We start from the raw sequence: 19,199 nt of genomic DNA on the forward strand, positions 1-19,199 counted from the left end.
ATCCATGAGTGAGAAGCCCACCCGTCTCGAGCGCACCACCACCGACGCGGGCGCCGAGGTCGCGATCCTCACGTTCGCCCACGGCGCCCTGAACCTGTTCGACCAGGCGATGTTCGATGCCGTGACGGCCGACGTGGCCGAGCTGGTGGCCGCTCCTCCGCGTGCGCTGCTGCTGCGCGCGGAGGGCAAGGTGGTCTCGGGTGGGGTCGACGTGCACGTCTTCGAGGGGCTGTCGGAGGCCGAGGGAACGGCGTTGTGGGAGGGGCTTTTCGCAGCCATCGCCCACCCGCTCGAGGCGCTGCCCTGCCCGGTGGTGTTCGCCGCGCACGGTCTGACGCTCACGGCCGCGTTGGAGATCGCCCTGGCGTGCGACATCATTCTCGCGTCGCCGAAGGCGAAGTTCGGTCTGGTGGAGACGGTGGTGGGTCTGACTCCGTCGATGGGTGGTCCGCAGCGGATGGCGGAGCGTGCGGGCAGCGGCCGGGCACGTGAGTTCGTCATGACGGGCGATCTGTACACGGCGGAGACGATGCGCGAATGGGGAGTCGTCAACCAGATCCACGAGGACGTGGACTCCGCCGCCAGGGCTCTCGTCGCACGGCTCGCGGACGGGCCGACGCGCGCCCATGCGGCCACGAAGGAGATCATCGGTGCGTGGCGCTCCGGCGGTGTGCGCCATGCGGATTCGGTGACGTCCGCGGTGTCGGGTGCTCTGTTCGAGACCGAGGATCTGCAGGGCGCGGTGCGCAGCTTCCTCGATGTGGGGCCTGGTAAGGCGACCTACACCGGGCGCTAATACTGATCAGCGCTGGGTGTCCACCAGCGCATTCCTCAGTCGAGTGACCGCGTCGTGGTCGAGGCCGAGCCAGTCCAGGTAGCCGTCGAACGAGCCGTGCGCCGTGGTCATCGCCTCGAGCCCGGCGCGGTAGTACTCCTCCCGCACGCCCAGCAGGTCGTCGTCGAGGTCGGCGGGGGCCACCTCGTCGTGATCGAGAATGTGGCGCCGGAGTGGAGCGACGGCGGCGTTGCTGCGCAGGTAGTCCGCGACGATGTCCTCCTCGACGACGCCGGCGGCGCGCAGCACGGTGGCGACGGTCCACCCCGCGCGGTCCTTGCCGGCGGCGCAGTGCACCAGCGACGAGGTGCCGGACGACAGGGCCTCGACCACCGCCCTGATCGCCACCCGCGCGCCGGGCAGCGTCGGAAAGGCGCGGTAGGCGCCGTCGAGGTAGCCCTGGGCGGTGGTGGCGGGCACGGCGCGCTCGTGCGGCGCGTCGCGTTCCGCGGCGATGTAGGGGACGCGATGCACGGTGACCGTGTCCGGGGCCCGGTCCGAGCCCCACCGCGTCACCTCGGCGTCGCCGCGCAGGTCGAACACGTCGCTGACCCCGAGTCCGGCCAGCGTGGCCCGGCCCTCGTCGGAGAGGTGCGTGAGTGCCGACGCGCGGAAGAGCAGTCCGCTGCGGGTGCGTCCGCCGTCGGACGTGCGCAGGCCGCCGGTGTCACGGAAGTTCCATGCGCCGTGCAGGTGGAACTGGCCGGGTTCGGAACCATCCGTGCTGCGTTCACTCACCCGTCGACAGTAACGACGCGGTCTCCACGCGTCCGAGCCACCGTCCCACCATCGGACCGACGTCCGCCACGGCGTCGCTCGACAGCAGTTCGCCGTGTCGCCACGGCACCGACTCCACGTCGGCGGGTCCGGTGCAGTACTGCGACCAGAAGTCCGACATGCGGCCGAGTTCGACGGCGGTGACGTCGGAGTCGATCATCAGGACGGCGCCGCTGTAGGTCGGCGGCACGTGCTCGTCGACGAGGGCGAACAGCGTGAGCATCGCCTTGGTGATCAGTCGCGCCTGGATGTCCGAGACCGGTAGCTGGTCGCCGCCCATCGCCGACCACACCGACCACAGCGCGTCCGGCGTCATGTCCGCCAGGTCGTCGGTCAGGTGCTGGTACGCGCCGAACATGGCGTCCGCCTGCGCCTTCTTGACCGCACTGCCCGGCACGATGCTGTGCACCGGGTCGAGCAGCGACAGCGACGCGACGGTGTGGCCCTGCGATTGCATCCGGGCCGCGACGGCATGGGCCAGCACACCGCCGACCGACCATCCGACGAGGTGGTACGGGCCGACGGGATCCACGTGCCGGATCTCCTCGACGTAGCGCTCGACGACGTCGTCCATCGACCGTGGTGCGAAGTCGGGGTCCGCCACCGCCGGCGTCTGCACGCCGTACAGGGGGCGGCCGGTCTCGAGGTGGCGGCCGAGCTCGAAGTACGGCCAGGCCAGCCCCATCATCGGGTGGATGCAGAACACCGGGGCGAGTTCGTCTCCGCCGCCCAGTCGGAGAACGGGACCGACTGCGTCGGACGAGGCGATCGACTCGTCGTCGTCCTCGCGGTCGAGATGCTCGGCGACGGCGCCGACGGTGCCGTGCGAGAACAGGAGTCGGAGCACGCGGTCGACCCCGGCGGCACGACCGAGGTGTGCGGCCACCCTGGTCGCGGTCAGTGAGGTCCCGCCGAGGGCGAAGAAGTCGTCGTCGAGTCCGATGTCGCCGACGCCCAGCACGAGGGCGAAGGCGTCGGCGACCATGTGTTCCGTCGAGGTCGTCGGCGCGCGGTACACCGTCGGTGCGAACGTCGGTGCGGGAAGGGCCGCCCGATCCACCTTGCCCGCGGTGGTGCGCGGAACCGCGTCCAGAGCGATGACGCGCGACGGCACCATGTACTGCGGAACCCGTTCCGCCACCGCCTCTCTGACAGAAGCGACGTCGATCCCGCCGCCGGCGACGTACGCGACGAGATGATCCGATCCGGTTCCGGCGTCGCGGTGGAGGAGGACCACCGCCTGCGTCACCGCGGGATGGGCGAGGGCGGCGTTCTCGATCTCGCCCGGCTCGATGCGCAGTCCGCGGAGCTTGATCTGGAAGTCGCTGCGTCCCAGATACGCCAGCTCTCCGGCCGAGTTCCACCGCACCAGGTCGCCGGTGCGGTACAGGCGCGCGCCCGGCGGTCCGTACGGCGCGGCGACGAACCGGCTCGCCGTCAGCCCGGTCTGCTCGACGTACCCGCGGGCGAGATGTGGTCCGGACAGGTACAACTCACCGACAGCCCCGAGAGGTACCGGCCGCAGTCGGCCGTCGAGCACCACCGCGTCCACACCGCGGACCGGTGTGCCGATGCCGACGGGGCGGTCCGGCGTGATCGGTCCGTGCGCGGTGGCCCAGACGGTCGTCTCGGTGGGGCCGTAGTCGTCGTACATCTCGCGTCCGGCGGACCACGTCGCCGCGAGGTGATCCGGGAGGGCCTCGCCGCCCACGACGAGGACGCGCACGCAGTCGAGGCCGGCGGGGTTCAGGGAGTCGAGCACCCGGGGCGTGATGATCGTGTGCGTGACCCTCTCGTGGCGAATCAGCGCGCCGACCTCGTCGCCGCTGTGTACGTGCGCCGGCGCGAGAACGAGAGTGCCGCAGTGCGCCAGCGCCATCAGCATCTCGGCGATCGAGGCGTCGAAGGTCGGCGAGGCCACCGCGAGCACCCGCACGTCCGGCACGTCGCCGCGCCGGGAACGTTGGTCCGCCAGCGCATCCGCCAGGCCCGCGTGGGTCACGGCGACGCCCTTGGGTCGGCCCGTGGAGCCGGAGGTGTAGATGACGTACGCGATCGAGCTCGGATGCAGCCCCGGACGACGCTCCGACGCGAGCACCGCGTGCGCCGGGTGACGGACGAGCGCCGACACCACGTCCGGATCGTCGAGCACGATGCGCGGAATCCACGGCGCGGCGGTCGAATTGGCCTGCTCGGACCGGGAGTCCGTGATCACGACGACGGCGCCGGAGTCCTGGAGGATGTGCGCAATTCGGTCGGCGGGTTGCGCGGGATCGACCGACAGGAACGCGGCCCCGGCCGCGGCGACGGCCCACACGGACAGGACATGGTCGATCGAGCGCGGCATCGCCAGCGCGACCACGACGTCGGGTCCTGCGCCGCATGCGATGAGTTCCCGCGCGAGACGATTCGCGCGCGCGGACAGGTCCGCGTAGCTCAGGTCGATGCCGTTCGCCCGCAGGGCGATCGCGTCGGGACGGGCCGCTACCGCGTCGGCCACGAGGTGGTCGAGAGTCCGGGCCGCCAGCGCGGGGGCACCGCTGCGGGGACGCATCGCGGCACGCTCCGAGGGCTCCACCGTTTCGAGGTCCCCGATCCTGACCGAGGTGTCGCGTGTCATCGACCGCAGTGTCCACACCAGTCTGCGCGAGACCCGCTCGATGGTGCTCCTGTCGAACAGATCGGTCGCGTAGGACAGCTCGATCAGCAGGCGCCCCTGGTCCTCGCGCAGCGTCACGGCGAGATCGAACTGCACGGGAGCGCCGCCGAGATCGAGCACCTCGACGGCCGGTGTGGTGGCGGGGAATCGCGGCGGCGCGGTGTTCTGCAGGGTCAGCATCACCTGCACCACAGGGTGACTCGCAGTGGAACGCACCGGGTCGAGGGCCGTCACCAGGGTCTCGAACGGCAGAGCGGCATGCGCGAAGGCGTCCAGGGTGGTCTCGCGCGCCGCGGCGAGGTGGTCGGCGACGGTGCCGTCCTCGTCGATCGTGGACCGCAGGACCACCGTGTCCACGAACATGCCGACCACGTCGTCGAGTGCCGGATCGGTGCGACCCGCGACGGCCGTCCCGACGAGGAGATCGCGCGTTCCCGCCCACTGGGCGAGCACGATCGACAGCGCGGTGTGCGCGACCATGAAGAGGGTGACGTCGTGGGCCTGCGCGACGGACCGGAGTGCGCCCAGCGCGTCCGCATCGAGAACGGTACGCACCCGATCGCCCTGCTGCGACGGGGTTCTCGGACGGGGGCGATCGGTCGGCAGCGCCAGATCGAGGGGTACGCCGGCCAACCGCTCCCGCCAGTGCGCGAGGTGACGCGACGAGGCCGAGCCGGGGTCGTCGAGCGATCCCAGCGCCGCGCGTTGCGCGAGGGCATGGTCGGCGTACTGCACGGGCAGCGGTGGTAGGTCGAGTGGCCGTCCCTCCGCGCGAGCGGCGTACGCCGTGACGACGTCGCGCGTGAGCGGCGCCATCGACCACCCGTCCGCGGCGATGTGGTGCACGAGGATCACCAGCACGTGATCGGTCGGTGACACGACGAGAAGAGTGGCGCGCAGCGGAGTCTCGGTGGTGACGTCGATGCGCGCCGCCGCGGCCGTGCGTACCGCCGCGGGGACGTCTGCGGCAGAGGTGCGCACGATCTCGACGGGGACGTCGACCGTGGGCGACACCACCTGGTGCGGCACGCCGTCGAGGGCGGGATGGACGGTGCGCAGTATCTCGTGCCGGAGGGTCACGTCGTCGAGGGCGGACCGGAGCGCGTCGACGTCCAGCGGACCGGTCAGCCTCAGCGCGAGCGGGATCAGCTGTCCACCGCGGTCGGCGTCGACGCGGCCGAGGAACCACATCCGGTGCTGAGCGAAGGAGAGCGGCACCCTGTCCGGGCGCGGCGCCGCCGTCAGGGGAGTGCGCGCCGCGGTCGGCGCCGCGACCAGCACTGCGGCGAGCGCACCCACGGTGGGGTGGTCGAACACCGCGCGCACCGAGATCTCGCGCTCCGTCGCCGCCGACACCCGCGCGGCCACCCGGGTCGCGGACAGCGAATGGCCACCGAGAGCGAAGAAGTCGTCGTCCAGCCCCGGCAGCTCCGGCAACTCGAGCACGGTGGCGAACGCCTCGGCGACGGCGCGCTCGGCCGGGCCGACCGCCTCGCGACGCGGAACCGTCGGCACGGTCCCGGGAAGGCCGGAGGCCGGTCGGCGAGGGGAAGACAGGAGTGCGCGACGGTCGAGCTTGCCCGACGCCGTCAACGGGATCGCGTCCACGGTGACGATGTGCGCGGGCACCATGTACCGCGGCAGGCGGCGCGCGGCGTCGTGTCGGAGGTCGGCGGGGTCGACGGCACTCGTGCCGGACGGCACCACGTACGCGACGAGGTGGTCGTCCTGCACCAGCACCGCGGCACGGTCGACCGACGGGTGCGAGGCGAGTGCCGCCTCGATCTCGCCGGGCTCGATGCGCAATCCGCGCAGTTTGACCTGGACGTCGGTGCGGCCCAGATACTCCAGATCTCCGCCGCTGGTCCAGCGCACGCGGTCGCCGGTGCGGTAGAGCCGCGCGCCCTGAGCCGCGGCGACGAACCGCTCGGCCGTCGCGGTGGGGCGGCCGACGTACCCGCGCGCGAGGTGGGTGCCGTCGAGGTAGAGCTCGCCGACCACCCCGATCGGCACCGGACGCAGGAACGTGTCGAGCACCCGCGCGCCGACCCCGCGGACGGGCCGCCCGATGGTCACGGCGTCGTCCGCCCGGAGCGGGCCGCTGCTCGTGGCCCAGACGGTGGTCTCGGTGGGACCGTAGTCGTTGAACAGGCGTCGACCGGGGGCCCACCGGGCGGCCAGTGCCGGTGGGCAGGCCTCACCGGCGGTGACCAGGACGTGGAGTGACGGAACGTCTTCGGGGATCAGCGAGTCGAGCACTCGCGGCGTGAGGAGAGCGTGGGTCACCGCCGACTCAGCCACGAGGCGACCCAGTGCCGGTCCGCCGAACACGTCCGGTGGAGCGACCACCAGGGGAGCGGACAGGGCCACGGCGATGAGCAGCTCGGCGATGGACGCGTCGAACGTGGGGGACGCAACCGCGAGCACACGTGCCTCCGCAGCCTCGCGCAGTCGCTGGTCCGGCCGCGCAGCGCCGCGCAGTCGCTGGTCCCACAACGCGTCCACGAGGCCGCGGTGTGTGACGCCCACGCCCTTGGGGGTTCCGGTGGAGCCGGAGGTGTGGATGACGTACGCGAGGGTGTCGGGACGGATGGCACCGAGCCGGTCGGCGGGCGTCACGTCGGCCTCGGACTCCGCGCCCGTGTCGAGGACCGTCGGTGACACCGTGGCGAGACGTACCAGTGCGGCGGGAACCGTCACGGCGGTGACGGCGACGGCGGCGCCCGTCTCGGTGAGCATGTGCCGCAGTCGGTCCGGTGGCCCGTCGGGGTCGATCGGCAGGAACGCCGCGCCGGTCTTCGCCACCGCCCACACCGCGGTGATCTGGTCCACCGAGCGCGGCAGCGCGACGGCGACGACGGTGTCGGGCGCGGCGCCGAGGGCGATCAGTGCCCGCGCCCAGCGGTTGGAGCGGCGGTCCAGCTCGGTGTAGGTGAGCGTGCGCTCCCCGATCAGGGCGGGCCCGTCCGGGTTGCCGGCCACCGCGTCGGCCAGCAGACGAGGCAGCACGCGCGGTGGTAGTCCGGCGCTGCCGTGCTGGGAGAGCAACAGTGCCCGCTCCGACGGGTGCAGGATCTCGAGGGCGCCGATCCGGTCGAAGGGCCTGCGCGCCACCGCGTCGAGGACGCGAAGCAGGACGTCGACGATTCCGGCCGCGGTCCGCCGGTCGAAGAGGTCGACGGCGTAGGTCAGTGCGCCGCTCAGTCCGTCCCCGGTCTCCGTGAGATCCAGGGTCAGGTCCACCGGCGCGGCCACGGGACCCGAGTCCAGGACGTCGATCTCCAGTCCGGCGGCCACGAGAGTGGGCGGAGTCTGGTTCTGGAACGCGAACATGACCTGCACGACGGGGTGGTGCGCGGTGGAGCGCACCGGATCGAGAGCGTCGACGATCAGCTCGAACGGCACGTCGGCGTGGTCGAGGGCCTCCACGGTGTCCTTGCGCACCTGATCGACCAGAGCCGCGACGGGATCGGTACCGGTGACGAACGCGCGGTGCACGACCGTGTCGACGAACATGCCGACCAGCTCGTCGAGATCCTCGTGACCGCGGCCTGCCAACGGTGTTCCGACGGCGATGTCCTCGCTTCCCGTCACGCGGGCGAGAGTGACGGCCCAGGCCGCCTGCAGGACCATGACGAGCGTCGCGTGGTGGGCGGTGGCGAGCGCACGCAGCGCCGCCGTCGTGGCGTCCGGCACCGTCACGCGTACACGCGCCCCGCGGTGCGAGGCCACCGGCGGCCGCGGTCGATCGGTCGGCAACGGCAGCACGTCCGGGAGACCGGCCAGGCGGTCCGTCCAGAACGCGACTCGACCACGGATGTCGTTTGCGTGATCCTGTTGCCACACGGCGTGATCCGCGTACTGCACGGGCAGGGGATCGACAGTCCACTCTCGACCGGACCGGCGCGCCGCGTAGGACGCCGTGAGATCGCGGGTGAGCGGCGCCAGGGACCAGCCGTCCGCGGCGATGTGGTGCAGCACGAGAAGCAGGACGTGATGCTTCTCGGTCACCGCCACGACGGAGGCGCGCAGCGGGAGATCCGCTGCCAGGTCGAACGGTGCCGACGCCATCCGGTCGAGGACGGCCTCCGGTGTCTCCGACTCCCGGTCGATCGCGATCCGCGCGTGATCGAGAACGTATTGCTGCGGAACACCGTTCACGGCGGGGTAGACGGTGCGCAGTATCTCGTGGCGGTCGACCACGTCGGCGAGTGCGCCCTGTAGCGCGCCGTGGTCGAGGACACCGCGCAGCCCGAGTGCGAGCGGGATGACGTAGCCGCTGTCGCTGGAGACCGTGTTCAGGAACCACATGCGCTGTTGGGCGAACGACAGAGGCACCATGTCGGGGCGCGGCCGTGTCCGCCGCGGTGCGAGAGCGCTCCGAGGCACGGCGTCGATCTGCGCGGCGAGTGCGTGCACGGTCGGTGCCTCGAACACGGTACGGACCGGAACCTGCAGTCGAGCAGCGACTCTGGTGGCACTGAGGGAGTGGCCACCGAGCGCGAAGAAGTCGTCGTCGAGTCCGACGGGGTCCGCGAGTTCCAGGACCGTCGCGAAGACGGCCGCGACGGCGACCTGCCCGGCGGTGGACGGAGCGCGGAACTCGGCCGTGTCGAGGGGCGGGCGGGGCAGCCGCGCGCGGTCGAGTTTGCCCGACGTCGTCATCGGCAGTGCGTCCATCACGACCACCGCGGCGGGAACCAGGTACCGCGGCAGTGCCGCCGCGGCTGCGGCCGACACCTCTGCCGCGTCGATGCTGTGCCCGTCGGCAGCGACCACGTAGCCGACGAGACGCTCGTCGATCACCCCGGCCGCGGCGGCGCCGACGCCCGCGGCGCCGACGAGCGCGGTCTCGACGTCCCCGAGCTCGATCCGCAGGCCGCGCACCGTGATCTGGTGATCGGACCGTCCGAGGTACAGCAGGTCGCCGACGGCGTTGCGGCGCATCAGGTCTCCGGTACGGTACGTCCGCTGTCCGTCGGGAGCCGCGACGAAGCGGGACGCGGTGAGTCCCGGCCTACCGAGGTACCCGCGTGCGAGATGGTCGCCTGCGACGTACAGCTCACCGACCACGCCGTCCGGAACCGCGTGCAGGCGGACGTCGCGAAGCGAGACCTCGACGCCGAGAGTCGGGGACCCGACGGTCACGGGATGCCCGGCGGCCAGGAGTGCCGTCGTCGACCAGATGGTCGCCTCGGTGGGTCCGTAGACGTTGGTCATCGTCCGGCCGGGTGCCCACGTGTCGACGAGACTCGGCGGGCATGCCTCGCCGGCGCTCATGACGACGCGGAGGTCACCGCCGGGATCGGGTGTCGCGTCCAGCGCGCGGGGTGTCATCAGGGTGTGGGTGACACGGTGCCGCCGCATCAGGTCGCGGAGTTCGACACCGGCGTAGACCTCGGGAGGGGCGACGACGAGTGCGGCGTCCAGCGCGAGTGCGATGACCAGTTCGCCGACGGACGCGTCGAACGTCGTCGACGACACAACGAGCACCCGGGCATCGGATGCCGGTGCGTGCCGGGCCCGTTGGTCCTGGACGGCGTTGTGGAGTCCGCGGTGCGTGACGGCGACGCCCTTGGGCCGTCCGGTGGATCCCGAGGTGTAGAGGACGTAGGCGAGGTGGTCGGGTCGCAGAGCCGAGCGACGGTCGCGATCGGTGATCGGTGCGTCCGACAGCGCCGCGACCGCGGCGAGCGTGGCGGGATCGTCGACCGTGATCCGGACGACGTCGGTCGGGAACGGCGCCGCCGTGTCGGTGAGCACCAGCGTGGGCGCCGCCTCGGTCAGGATGTCCGCGAGCCGAGCCCGCGGCTGCTCGGGATCGAGCGGGACGAACGCGGCTCCCGCGCGGCTGATCGCCGCGACGAGAACGAGGTACCGCGCCGACCTGGCGACGGCGACCGCGACGACGGTCTCGGGACCGGCACCGAGCGCGATCAGACGGCGCGCCCACCGGTTCGACGCTCGTGCCCACTCGTCCCGCGTGAGAACGGTGTCGCCCTCGATCACCGCGACCGCGGAGCCGTCCGCGTGGGCGTCGAGCAGGGCGGGGAGCGTCGTCGGGGTCGTGCGGGCGTCGGGATGCGTCCACGTGTCGGGCTCGTCCGCTCCGCGGATCGCGATGTCGCCCACTGCGATCTCGGAACCCCGGGCCGCCGCGCGCAGCACGTGCTCGAGGACGGACGAGAGGCATTCTGCGGTCGTGTGATCGAACAGGTCGCACGCGTAGGTGAGGACGACCGCGAGGCCGGCGCCGGCGGGGCGGACGTCGACGGTGAGGTCGAAGGTCGCGGGTGCAGGCCCGACGTCGAGCACCTCGATGTCGGGACTGCCCGGGAGCGGATCCACGTCCTGGAAGGCCAGCACGACCTGGAAGACCGGGTGATGAGCCGACGTGCGAGCCGCACCGAGGGTGTCGACCACGTGATCGAACGGGACGTGCGCGTGCGCGAAGGCGTCCACCGTCTCGTCTCGGGTGCGGGAGAGCAACTCGGCGAACGACTCCGACGGATCCACGCGGGTGCGCAGCACGACGGTGTCGACGAACAGGCCGACGAGGTCGTCGAGCGCAGGATCCGGTCGACCCGAGACTGGTGACCCCACGGCGATGTCCGTCGACCCGGTCCAGCGCGCGAGGGCGACGGCGAGGGCGGTGTGCACGACCATGAACACCGTGGCACGGTGAGCGACGGCGAGCTCGCTCAGTGCGGCCACGGTCGCGTCGTCGAGATCGAGGCGCACCGCGGCGCTCGCCCGGCCGGGCCGCTCCGGGCGCGGTCGGTCGAGCGGCATGTCGAGGACGTCGGGCAGTCCGGAGAGACGGCGCTCCCACCATGCCGCCGCGTCGGAGTCGACGCCCTGTTCCGTCTGCCGCACAGCGACGTCGGCGTACTGCACTGACAGCGGTGACTGTGCCGGTACCCGTCCCGAGCGATGGGACTGGTACGCCGACAGCAGGTCTCGCGTGAGAGGGGCGAGAGACAGACCGTCCGCCGCGATGTGGTGCACGGTCAGCAGCAGGACGTGCTCGTCGTCGGCGAGGCGCAGCACCTCGGCCCGCAGGGGTGGTTCGGCGGCCAGGTCGAACCGCGTGGTCCGGGCATCCGACAGTCGTTCCGCCAGTGCGTCGGGTGTGACGGCGGTGACCGTGAGGGTGGTCGGCGCCGGGGGCGGCAGCACGACCTGGTGCACGACACCGTCCGCATCGGCGTAGACGGTACGGAGGATCTCGTGGCGAGTCATGACGTGACCGATCGCGGACGACAGCGCGCCGAGATCCAGGTCGCCGCGGACGCGCAACGCCAGCGGCATGACGTAGGACCCCGGTTCGTACCGGTCGAGGAACCACATCCGGTGTTGGGCGTGCGTGAGCGGGATGCGGTCGGGACGCGCAGCGTGGAACCCGTGGTCGGTGTGCGCGTCTCCCGCATCGACGGCGGCTGCCAGCCCCGCGATGGTCGAGACGTCGAAGAGCGTGCGGAGCGTCAGGTCGCGTCCGGTCGCCGACCGGATGCGCGCGACGACCCGCGCCGCGCTGAGGGAGGTGGCGCCGAGCGCGAAGACGTCGTCGTCGGCACCCACCGGAGCGGACGTCTGCAGGACGGCCTCCACGATGTCCGCGACGACACGCTGGGTCGGTGTGAAGGGAGTGCGGTGGACCCGGCCGCGGCGCGCGGGTGCGGGCAGCGCACGCTTGTCGACCTTGCCCGACGCGGTGAGGGGAATGGTCTCGATCTCCACGATGTCGTCGGGAACCAGATGGCGCGGAAGCGACGAGCGCAGCGACTGCAGCAACGCCTTTGTGACGGCTGAACGGCCCCGTGTCGGAACGACGTACGCGACCAGTCGGTCTCCGACGACCGTTGCCACCGCGCGGTCGATCAGGCCCGACCGCGTCAGCACGGCCTCGATCTCCGCCGGCTCGACGCGCACGCCGCGCACGGACAGCTGGTCGTCGCTCCGGCCGAGGAAGTGCAGGTCGCCGGCGGCGGACCAGCGGACGCGATCGCCGGTCCGGTAGAGACGAGATCCGTCCGGTCCGGCGACGAACCGCTCCGCGGTCAGCGCGCTGCGATGCGCGTAGCCGCGGGCGAGTTGCGCACCACCGAGATACAGCTCGCCGGGGACGTCGACGGGAACGGGGCGCAGGGCGTCGTCCAGCACGAGGGTCATCGTGTTCCACACCGGCCGCCCGAGGGGGACGTCCGTCGTGTCGGCGTCGGTCACGACGTGGGCGGTGACGTCCACCGCCGCTTCGGTCGGCCCGTACAGGTTCACCACTCGTACGGGGAGCACGGCGCGGACGGCGGCGGCGACCCCCGCGGGCAGCGCCTCGCCCGACGAGAGGATCGTGCGCAGCGACGTGCAGGCGGCGAGGCCCGGTGCGTCCGCCATGAGCGCCAGCATCGACGGGACGGCGTGCACCACGCTGACGCGGTGCCGTGCGATCAGTTCCACCAGCAGATCGGCGTCGCGGTGGTCGTCCGGATCCGCGACGACGACGCGGGCACCGATCTGCCACGGCAGGAACAGCTCCCACACCGAGACGTCGAAGGTGGCGGGTGTCTTGTGGAGCACGACGTCGTCCGCGGTGACACCGACGAACTCGGCGCGCCAGCGCAGTTGGTTCACGATCGCGGCGTGCGACACCCCGACACCCTTGGGCTGCCCGGTGGATCCGGAAGTGAAGAGCACGTAGGCGAGGTGGTCCGGGCGCAGGGGTGTGAGGCGATCGTCGTCGGTGAGGGGTGTGTCGGAGAAGGACCCGAGGGGCGCATCGCTGATCGTGACCCACTCGACGTCCTCGGGAAGCGTTGCCGCACTCCCGATACCGAGCCGCGCACCCGACATGGTCACTGCGTGTCGGAGCCTCTCCGCGGGATGGCCGGGATCGAGCGGGACGTAGTGTGCGCCGGTGGCCACGACGGCGTGCACGGCGACGAGTAGATCGATCGACCGCTCGAGCGCCACCGCGACGGCCGTCTCCGGTCCGGCGCCGCGGCTGATGAGGTACCGGGCGAGGCGGTGCACGCGAGCGGAGAACTCGGCTCGGGTGACGTGTCGATCGCCGTGAGTGAAGGCCACACGGGACGGATCCAGAGCCGGCACGGCGTCCGGGAGTGTGGTGGGGACGAGGGGGTGCCGGGTGGAGTTCCACGTCTCGGTGACGAGGGTGCGCTCCGTGACCCCGAGCAGGTCGATCTCGGCGAGCACACGCGAGGGGTCGAGTGCCTCGAGCACCCGCAGGAGTCGGTCCAGCAGTCGGTTCACGGCGTCGGTGTCGAGGACGTCGCGGCGGTGCGTGGCGCGCACGACGAGGCTCTCTCCCGGTTCGACCGCCAGGGACAGCGGGTAGTGCGTCGCGTCGCGTGCCTCGACGCCGAGAACGGAGAGGTCACCCGCCGCCGCGGTCAGAGCGGTGCGATCCAGCGGATACGACTCGAAGGCGAGCGACGTGTCGAATCCGGCGCCCGGCCCGACCTCCGCCTCGATGGCGGACGGAGCGAGGTGATGATGATCGAGCAGCGCGGCCTGCTCACGCTGCAGTCGCTGAGCCGACTCCCGCACCGTCGCTGTGCGATCGAGCCGCACGCGAACCGGAACGGTGGAGATGAGGAGCCCCACCATGGATGCGGAACCGTCCAGCTCGGCCGGTCGGCCCGAGACGGTGGCTCCGAAGACGACGTCGGTACGGCCCACCGCGGAGCCCAGTACGAGTGCCCACGCGAGTTGCACGAGGGTGTTGACCGTGACCCCCGCGGCGCCGGCGCGCGCCACGAGTTCGGCGGTGCGCTCGGTGCTCAGCGTCGCGATGCGCTGTCCCGGTGCCTCGTCGGTTCCGGAACCGTGCGCGGGAGCGAGCAGCGTTGCCTCGGTCGACCCGGTCAGGGCCTCCGACCATGCCGCGAGCGAGGCCGTGGTGTCGCGTTCGCTCACCCACTGCAGGAAGCCGCGGAGTGGAGGCGGCGCGGGCCGGGGGTCCTCGCCGGCGTAGTCGGCCAGGAGGTCGGCGAGGACGATCGGCAGGGACCAGCCGTCGAGGAGCAGATGGTGATGCGTGAGCACCAGGGTGTGCCGCTCGTCCCCGGTGTGCAGCAGAGCGACGCGCAGCAGCGGTGCGGTGGCCACGTCGACGGCGACGCCGCGATCGTGCGCGAGGAAGGCGTCGAGCACGGCGGCAGGGTCGGGATCGGCCCGGACGTCCACTTCCGTCCACGGCACCGTGACGGATGCCGCGATCACCTGGACGTCCGTCGCGTCGACGGTGGTGTCGAAGGCGACCCGCAGCGCGTCGTGACGATCCAGCAGCGAGTGCGCGGCCCGCTGCAGACGGTCGGCATCGAGCGCTCCACCGAGGTGCACGATCGTCTGCACCACATAGGGATCGACGCTCCCGGCGGCGAGGCGGGCATGCATCAGCAGGCCCGCCTGCAGTGGCGCGGTGGGCAGGACGTCGATCAGCGTGGGATGACGCCCGGTCCACCCGTCGACATCGGATGGTGTCGGATCGACCAGCGGGAAGTCCGACGGTGACCGCCCGCCGGCGCCGGGGGTGTCGACGTGCCGCGCGACGGCCGTCGCCGCCTCGACCCACAGCGAGACGAAGGCCTCGACGTCCGCGTCCGCCAGGACGGCGTCGAGCGTGCTCAGTCGTGCGATCAGGGTGTCCCCGAGGACGACGGTGTCGATCTCGAGCACGGCGGCCGCACCCAGGTCGTCGGGCCGTGGTCCCGACAGCGGGGAGATGCCGGGAACCGGGAGCCAGTCACCGGTGTCCGTCGTCGTCATCCTGCCGAGGTGCGCGAACGAGATCTGCGGTGTCCAGCGCAGGGCGTCGCGCGCGTCGTCGTCGGCCCCGTGCCGCAGCAGCCCGTAGCTCGCGCCGTGGTCGGGAATTCGTGCGAGGTGGTCCTTGACCCGCCGGATCGTCTCGCCCGCAGCAGGTCCGCCGCGCAGCGCCTCGGCGAGGTCGAGACCCGTGAGGTCCAGTCGTACGGGGAACACCGTGGTGAACCAGCCGACGGTGCGCGCGGTGTCGGCGCCGGGAACCAGGTCGTCCTCCCGTCCGTGTCCCTCGAGTTGGACGAGCCTCGTCGGTGCGTCGTCCTGTCGCCAGGCGGCCAGCGCGAGGGCGAGCGCGGCGAGGAGCGCGTCGGTCGGCCCGGCGTGGAACAGGGTGGGCGCGCGGACCAGTAGTGCGTCGGCGATCTCTGCTGGAAAGGCGACGTCCCGGGCCGTCGTGTCCCGTACCCGGTCCACGACGGGGTCGAGAAGTCGTTGTCCAAGAACGGGATCCGGGCCGTCCAGAACGCCGGTCCAGTACGGGATGTGCGCGCTCGCGTCGCGCGCTGCGAGACCGGACGACCAGCGCCGCATCGACGTGCGGACGGGGGCGAGAGTCGGTGCGGCCCCGTCGCGCACCGCTGCCCACGCCGCGACGAGATCGGCGACGAGGACGCCCCACGACACCACGTCCACCACCAGGTGGTGCGCCGCGATCACGAGGCGTCCCGCCGTGTGCTCGCCGAGGTCGTTCCAGCCGAGCCCGAGCATCACGCCGTTCTCGGGATCGAGTGTCGCGACGATGTTCTCCACCGCGAGATCGGCACCGCGGCGCAGCAGTCCGTCGACCCGGACGGCATCCCGCGGGCGCACCTCGAGGTGTACGCCGTCCGCGTCGCGGACCAGCACGGAGCGCAGCATGTCGTGGTGCGCGACCACGGCCTCGATCGTGGACACCAGGGATGCGCGGTCGATGCCGACCGGGAGCGAGAGCGTGAGGGTCTGAGCGAACCGATCCGGTGTTCCGCCGCGCTCCAGCAGGTGGCGCACGATGGGTGTCGGGTCGACGCGGCCGATGCCGCTGCCGGGTGGCTCGTCGACGGTGCCGACCGTGTCCGCCACGCGCGCGAGCCCGGCGGCACTGCGTTGTTCCACGACGTCACGAGCGCTGATCCGCACGCCCGACGCCGCCGCGACGGTGACCAGTCGGATCGAGAGGATGCTGTCACCGCCGAGCGCGAAGAAGTCGTCGTCGACCCCGACATCGTTGCGGGACAGCACGTGTGACACCGCGTCGAGCAGCCGACGCTCGATGTCGGAGGCGGGTTCACGGCGGGTCGTGGTCCGGCGCTCCGGCTCGGGGAGTGCGCGGACGTCCACCTTGCCGGAGGCGGTCAGCGGGAGCGCGTCCAGCGGCACCACGTGCACCGGGACGAGGTGGCTCGGCAGCGTCCGGACGACGGCGGCGAGAACGTCCGCGGGGTCCACGTCACCGGTCACGTACGAGACCAGCTGCTCGCTGTCGCCGTCACGGCGGACCACTGTGACGGCCTGCGTCACACCGGGAACCGCGACGAGGGCCGTGTCGATCTCGCCGGGTTCGACACGGCGCCCTCGTACCTTGACCTGACTGTCGGTGCGCCCCAGATACTCCAGGTCACCGGACGACGTCCACCGTGCGCGGTCACCCGTGCGGTACAGCCGCGTTCCGTCGACCCCGGCCACGAAGCGCGCCGCGGTCTCCGCCGACCGTCCGACGTACCCGCGGGCCAGGCCGGCTCCGGCGAGGTGCAGCTCACCCGGAACTCCGACCGGGACGGGGCGCAGGCGGGAGTCGAGCACCACGGCGCGCACTCCGGGCAGGGGACGCCCGATGGTGACGGTTCCGGACTCCGCCAGCGGCGCAGTCCCGGTGGCCCACACCGTGGTCTCGGTGGGTCCGTAGTCGTTGTGCAGCAGGAGGCCCGGTGACGTCGACCACCGGGACGCCAGCGCGGGCGAGCACACGTCGCCGACACTGAGGACCTGTCGCAGCGACGGAGCTCCGGTCGGGGACAGTGTCTCGAGCACCCGCGGAGTCAGGATCGCGTGGGTGATCGATTCTCGTCGCAGCAGATCCTGCAGAGGTGCACCGGAGTACGCGTCGGAATCGGCGACGACGAGGCAGCCGGACAGTGCGAGGGCGAGAAGGTGTTCCGAGATCGACGCGTCGAAGGTCGGAGCCGCGACGGCGAGGACGCGACTGCCCCCCATCTCCGGAACCCGTGTCTCCGCACCGCGTGCGCGGTGGCCGGCCACGACACCGTGCAGTCCGGCGTGGGTGATGGCGACGCCCTTCGGACGGCCGGTGGAGCCGGAGGTGTACATGACGTAGGCGAGCTCGGTGATCGCGGGGTGCTCCCTCGTCAGCGGCTCCGGTGCGACGTCCGTGACGGCCACCCGGGTCGTTCCGCTCGGCAGATCGACGGGATGTCGATCCGTCGTGACGACGAGGGTCACCCCGGATTCGGCCAGCACGGCGGCGAGCCGCTCGACGGGGTCCGCGGGGTCGACCGGGAGGAACGCGGCACCGGTACGCACGACGGCCCAGAGCGCGATCACCTGGTCGACGGACCGCGGAAGTGCCAGCGCCACCACGGTTCCCGGAGTCGCCCCCGCATCGCGGAGAGTGCGGGCGAGGCGCCCGGAGGCGTCGTCGAGTTCGCCGTACGTGAGCGTGGCCGTTCCGCCGCGCACGGCCGGCGCGGCCGGATTGCTGCGCGCGACCGCCGCCATGAGGTCGCCCAGCGTCGTCGCCGTCGGTGCCGGCCCGCCCGACCGGTCGAGCAGATCGGCCGCCTCGCCGTCGTCCAGGAACGCGAGATCGCCCACGGTGGTGTGGTCGTCCGCCGCGACGATGCCGCCGAGGAGTCGCGTCAGCCGCACGCCGTGCCGGTCGATGTCGAAGGCGTCGTAGCGCTCCGGGTTCCACTGGATGTCCAGCGTCAGTGTGTCGCCGGTGTAGATGTTGATCGCGGTGTCGTGGACGGGCCCCGACGACAGGATCCCGACGGGAGCCGAGATGTCGTCGAACTGCAACGGGGCGACGAACGGCATGATGTTCACGACGGGGCCGAAGGAGACGCCGAACGGCCGCACCTCCGGTGCCAGAAGCTGATCCCAGTCCCGGAAGCGTTGGTGCCGAAGCGCCCCGGTGATCTCCCGCCGTACCTGTACGAGCAGTTCTCGCACCGTCGTGGTCGCGTCGACCGTCAGCCGCAGCGGCACCAGATTGGCCATCATCCCGGCCGTCGCCCGCAGAGCGGCGGTGGTGCGTCCGGTGACGGGGAATCCGAGGACCACGTCGTCGGTGTCGAGCACCCGCGACTGATGCACGGCGAGAGCGGCGACGACGGCGAGCGGGTCGGCCGCGGTTCCCCTCGGCTGGGTCCACGACAGGCGCGTCGCGACGGGTTGCCGGGGTGCGCTCGGGGGTGCCGCCGACAGGGCCGTGGGGCCGCCGACGTCGGCGACGTGCTCGCGCCAGTGGGCGAGGTCGGCGTCGTGGCGACGTGACGCGGCGTAGGCGACCTCCGCATCGTGGATGCGGGCGGCGGTGTCGGGCGTCGGCGCCGGTCCCGGACCCGACGTTCCCGAGTAGTGGCCGGCGATACGTCCGAGGAGGGTGAAGGCGCCCTGGCCGTCGAGCACCACGTGGTGGGCCCGCAGATACAGGAACGTGCGGTGATCGTCGAGTCGGAGGAACACGCAGCGAACCAGCACGGTTCCGTGGAGATCGACGGGCTCGCGGAACTCGGCGCGCATCCACGCGTGAGCGGACGCCTCGGGGTCGGCGTCGCCGCGCAGGTCGAGCACGTCGAGGTTCATGACGGCGTCCTCGACGTGGACCAGACACGGCTCGTCGTCCTCTCCCTGCGCGAGGCGGGTCTGCCGCAGGCCGGACTCGGTGCCCGCGGCGTACATCGCCCGTTCCAACCGAGCGAGGTCGACACCCGAGCCGACCGGAGCGGAGATGTCGACGTACAGGGCGACGGTGAGAGCCGCGTCGGGATCGAGGCGCTGGGCCAGCCAGAACGGCCGTTGCGCACCCGTCAGGGGAACCCGGGCGGGGCCGCCGTCCGGTTCGGGGGACACGACCGCCCCCTC

3 protein-coding genes are annotated in these 19,199 nt (G+C 72.0%); 1 reads left to right on the plus strand and 2 read right to left on the minus strand.

Features of this window, described 5'->3' with window-relative positions; all coding sequences use genetic code 11:
- Positions 1–4: 4 nt before the first annotated feature.
- A complete protein-coding gene (locus QRN16_RS01850; protein WP_285184410.1) occupies positions 5–796 on the plus strand; it encodes an enoyl-CoA hydratase/isomerase family protein in 792 nt (263 codons plus the stop codon).
- Positions 797–802: 6 nt separating this feature from the next.
- Here QRN16_RS01850 and QRN16_RS01855 read toward each other — a convergent pair whose 3' ends face one another.
- Positions 803–1,573: a tyrosine-protein phosphatase gene (locus tag QRN16_RS01855; protein WP_285184411.1), complete on the minus strand. Its 771-nt coding sequence runs from the start codon at positions 1,571–1,573 to the stop codon at positions 803–805.
- Positions 1,566–19,187, minus strand: coding sequence for a non-ribosomal peptide synthetase (locus QRN16_RS01860; protein WP_285184412.1), 17,622 nt, complete (start codon positions 19,185–19,187; stop codon positions 1,566–1,568). The genes QRN16_RS01855 and QRN16_RS01860 overlap by 8 nt, the downstream gene beginning before the upstream one ends.
- Between the last annotated feature and the right edge of the window lie 12 nt (positions 19,188–19,199).

The sequence above is a fragment of the Rhodococcus sp. MEB041 genome (assembly GCF_030208955.1).
GTDB lineage: Bacteria > Actinomycetota > Actinomycetes > Mycobacteriales > Mycobacteriaceae > Rhodococcoides.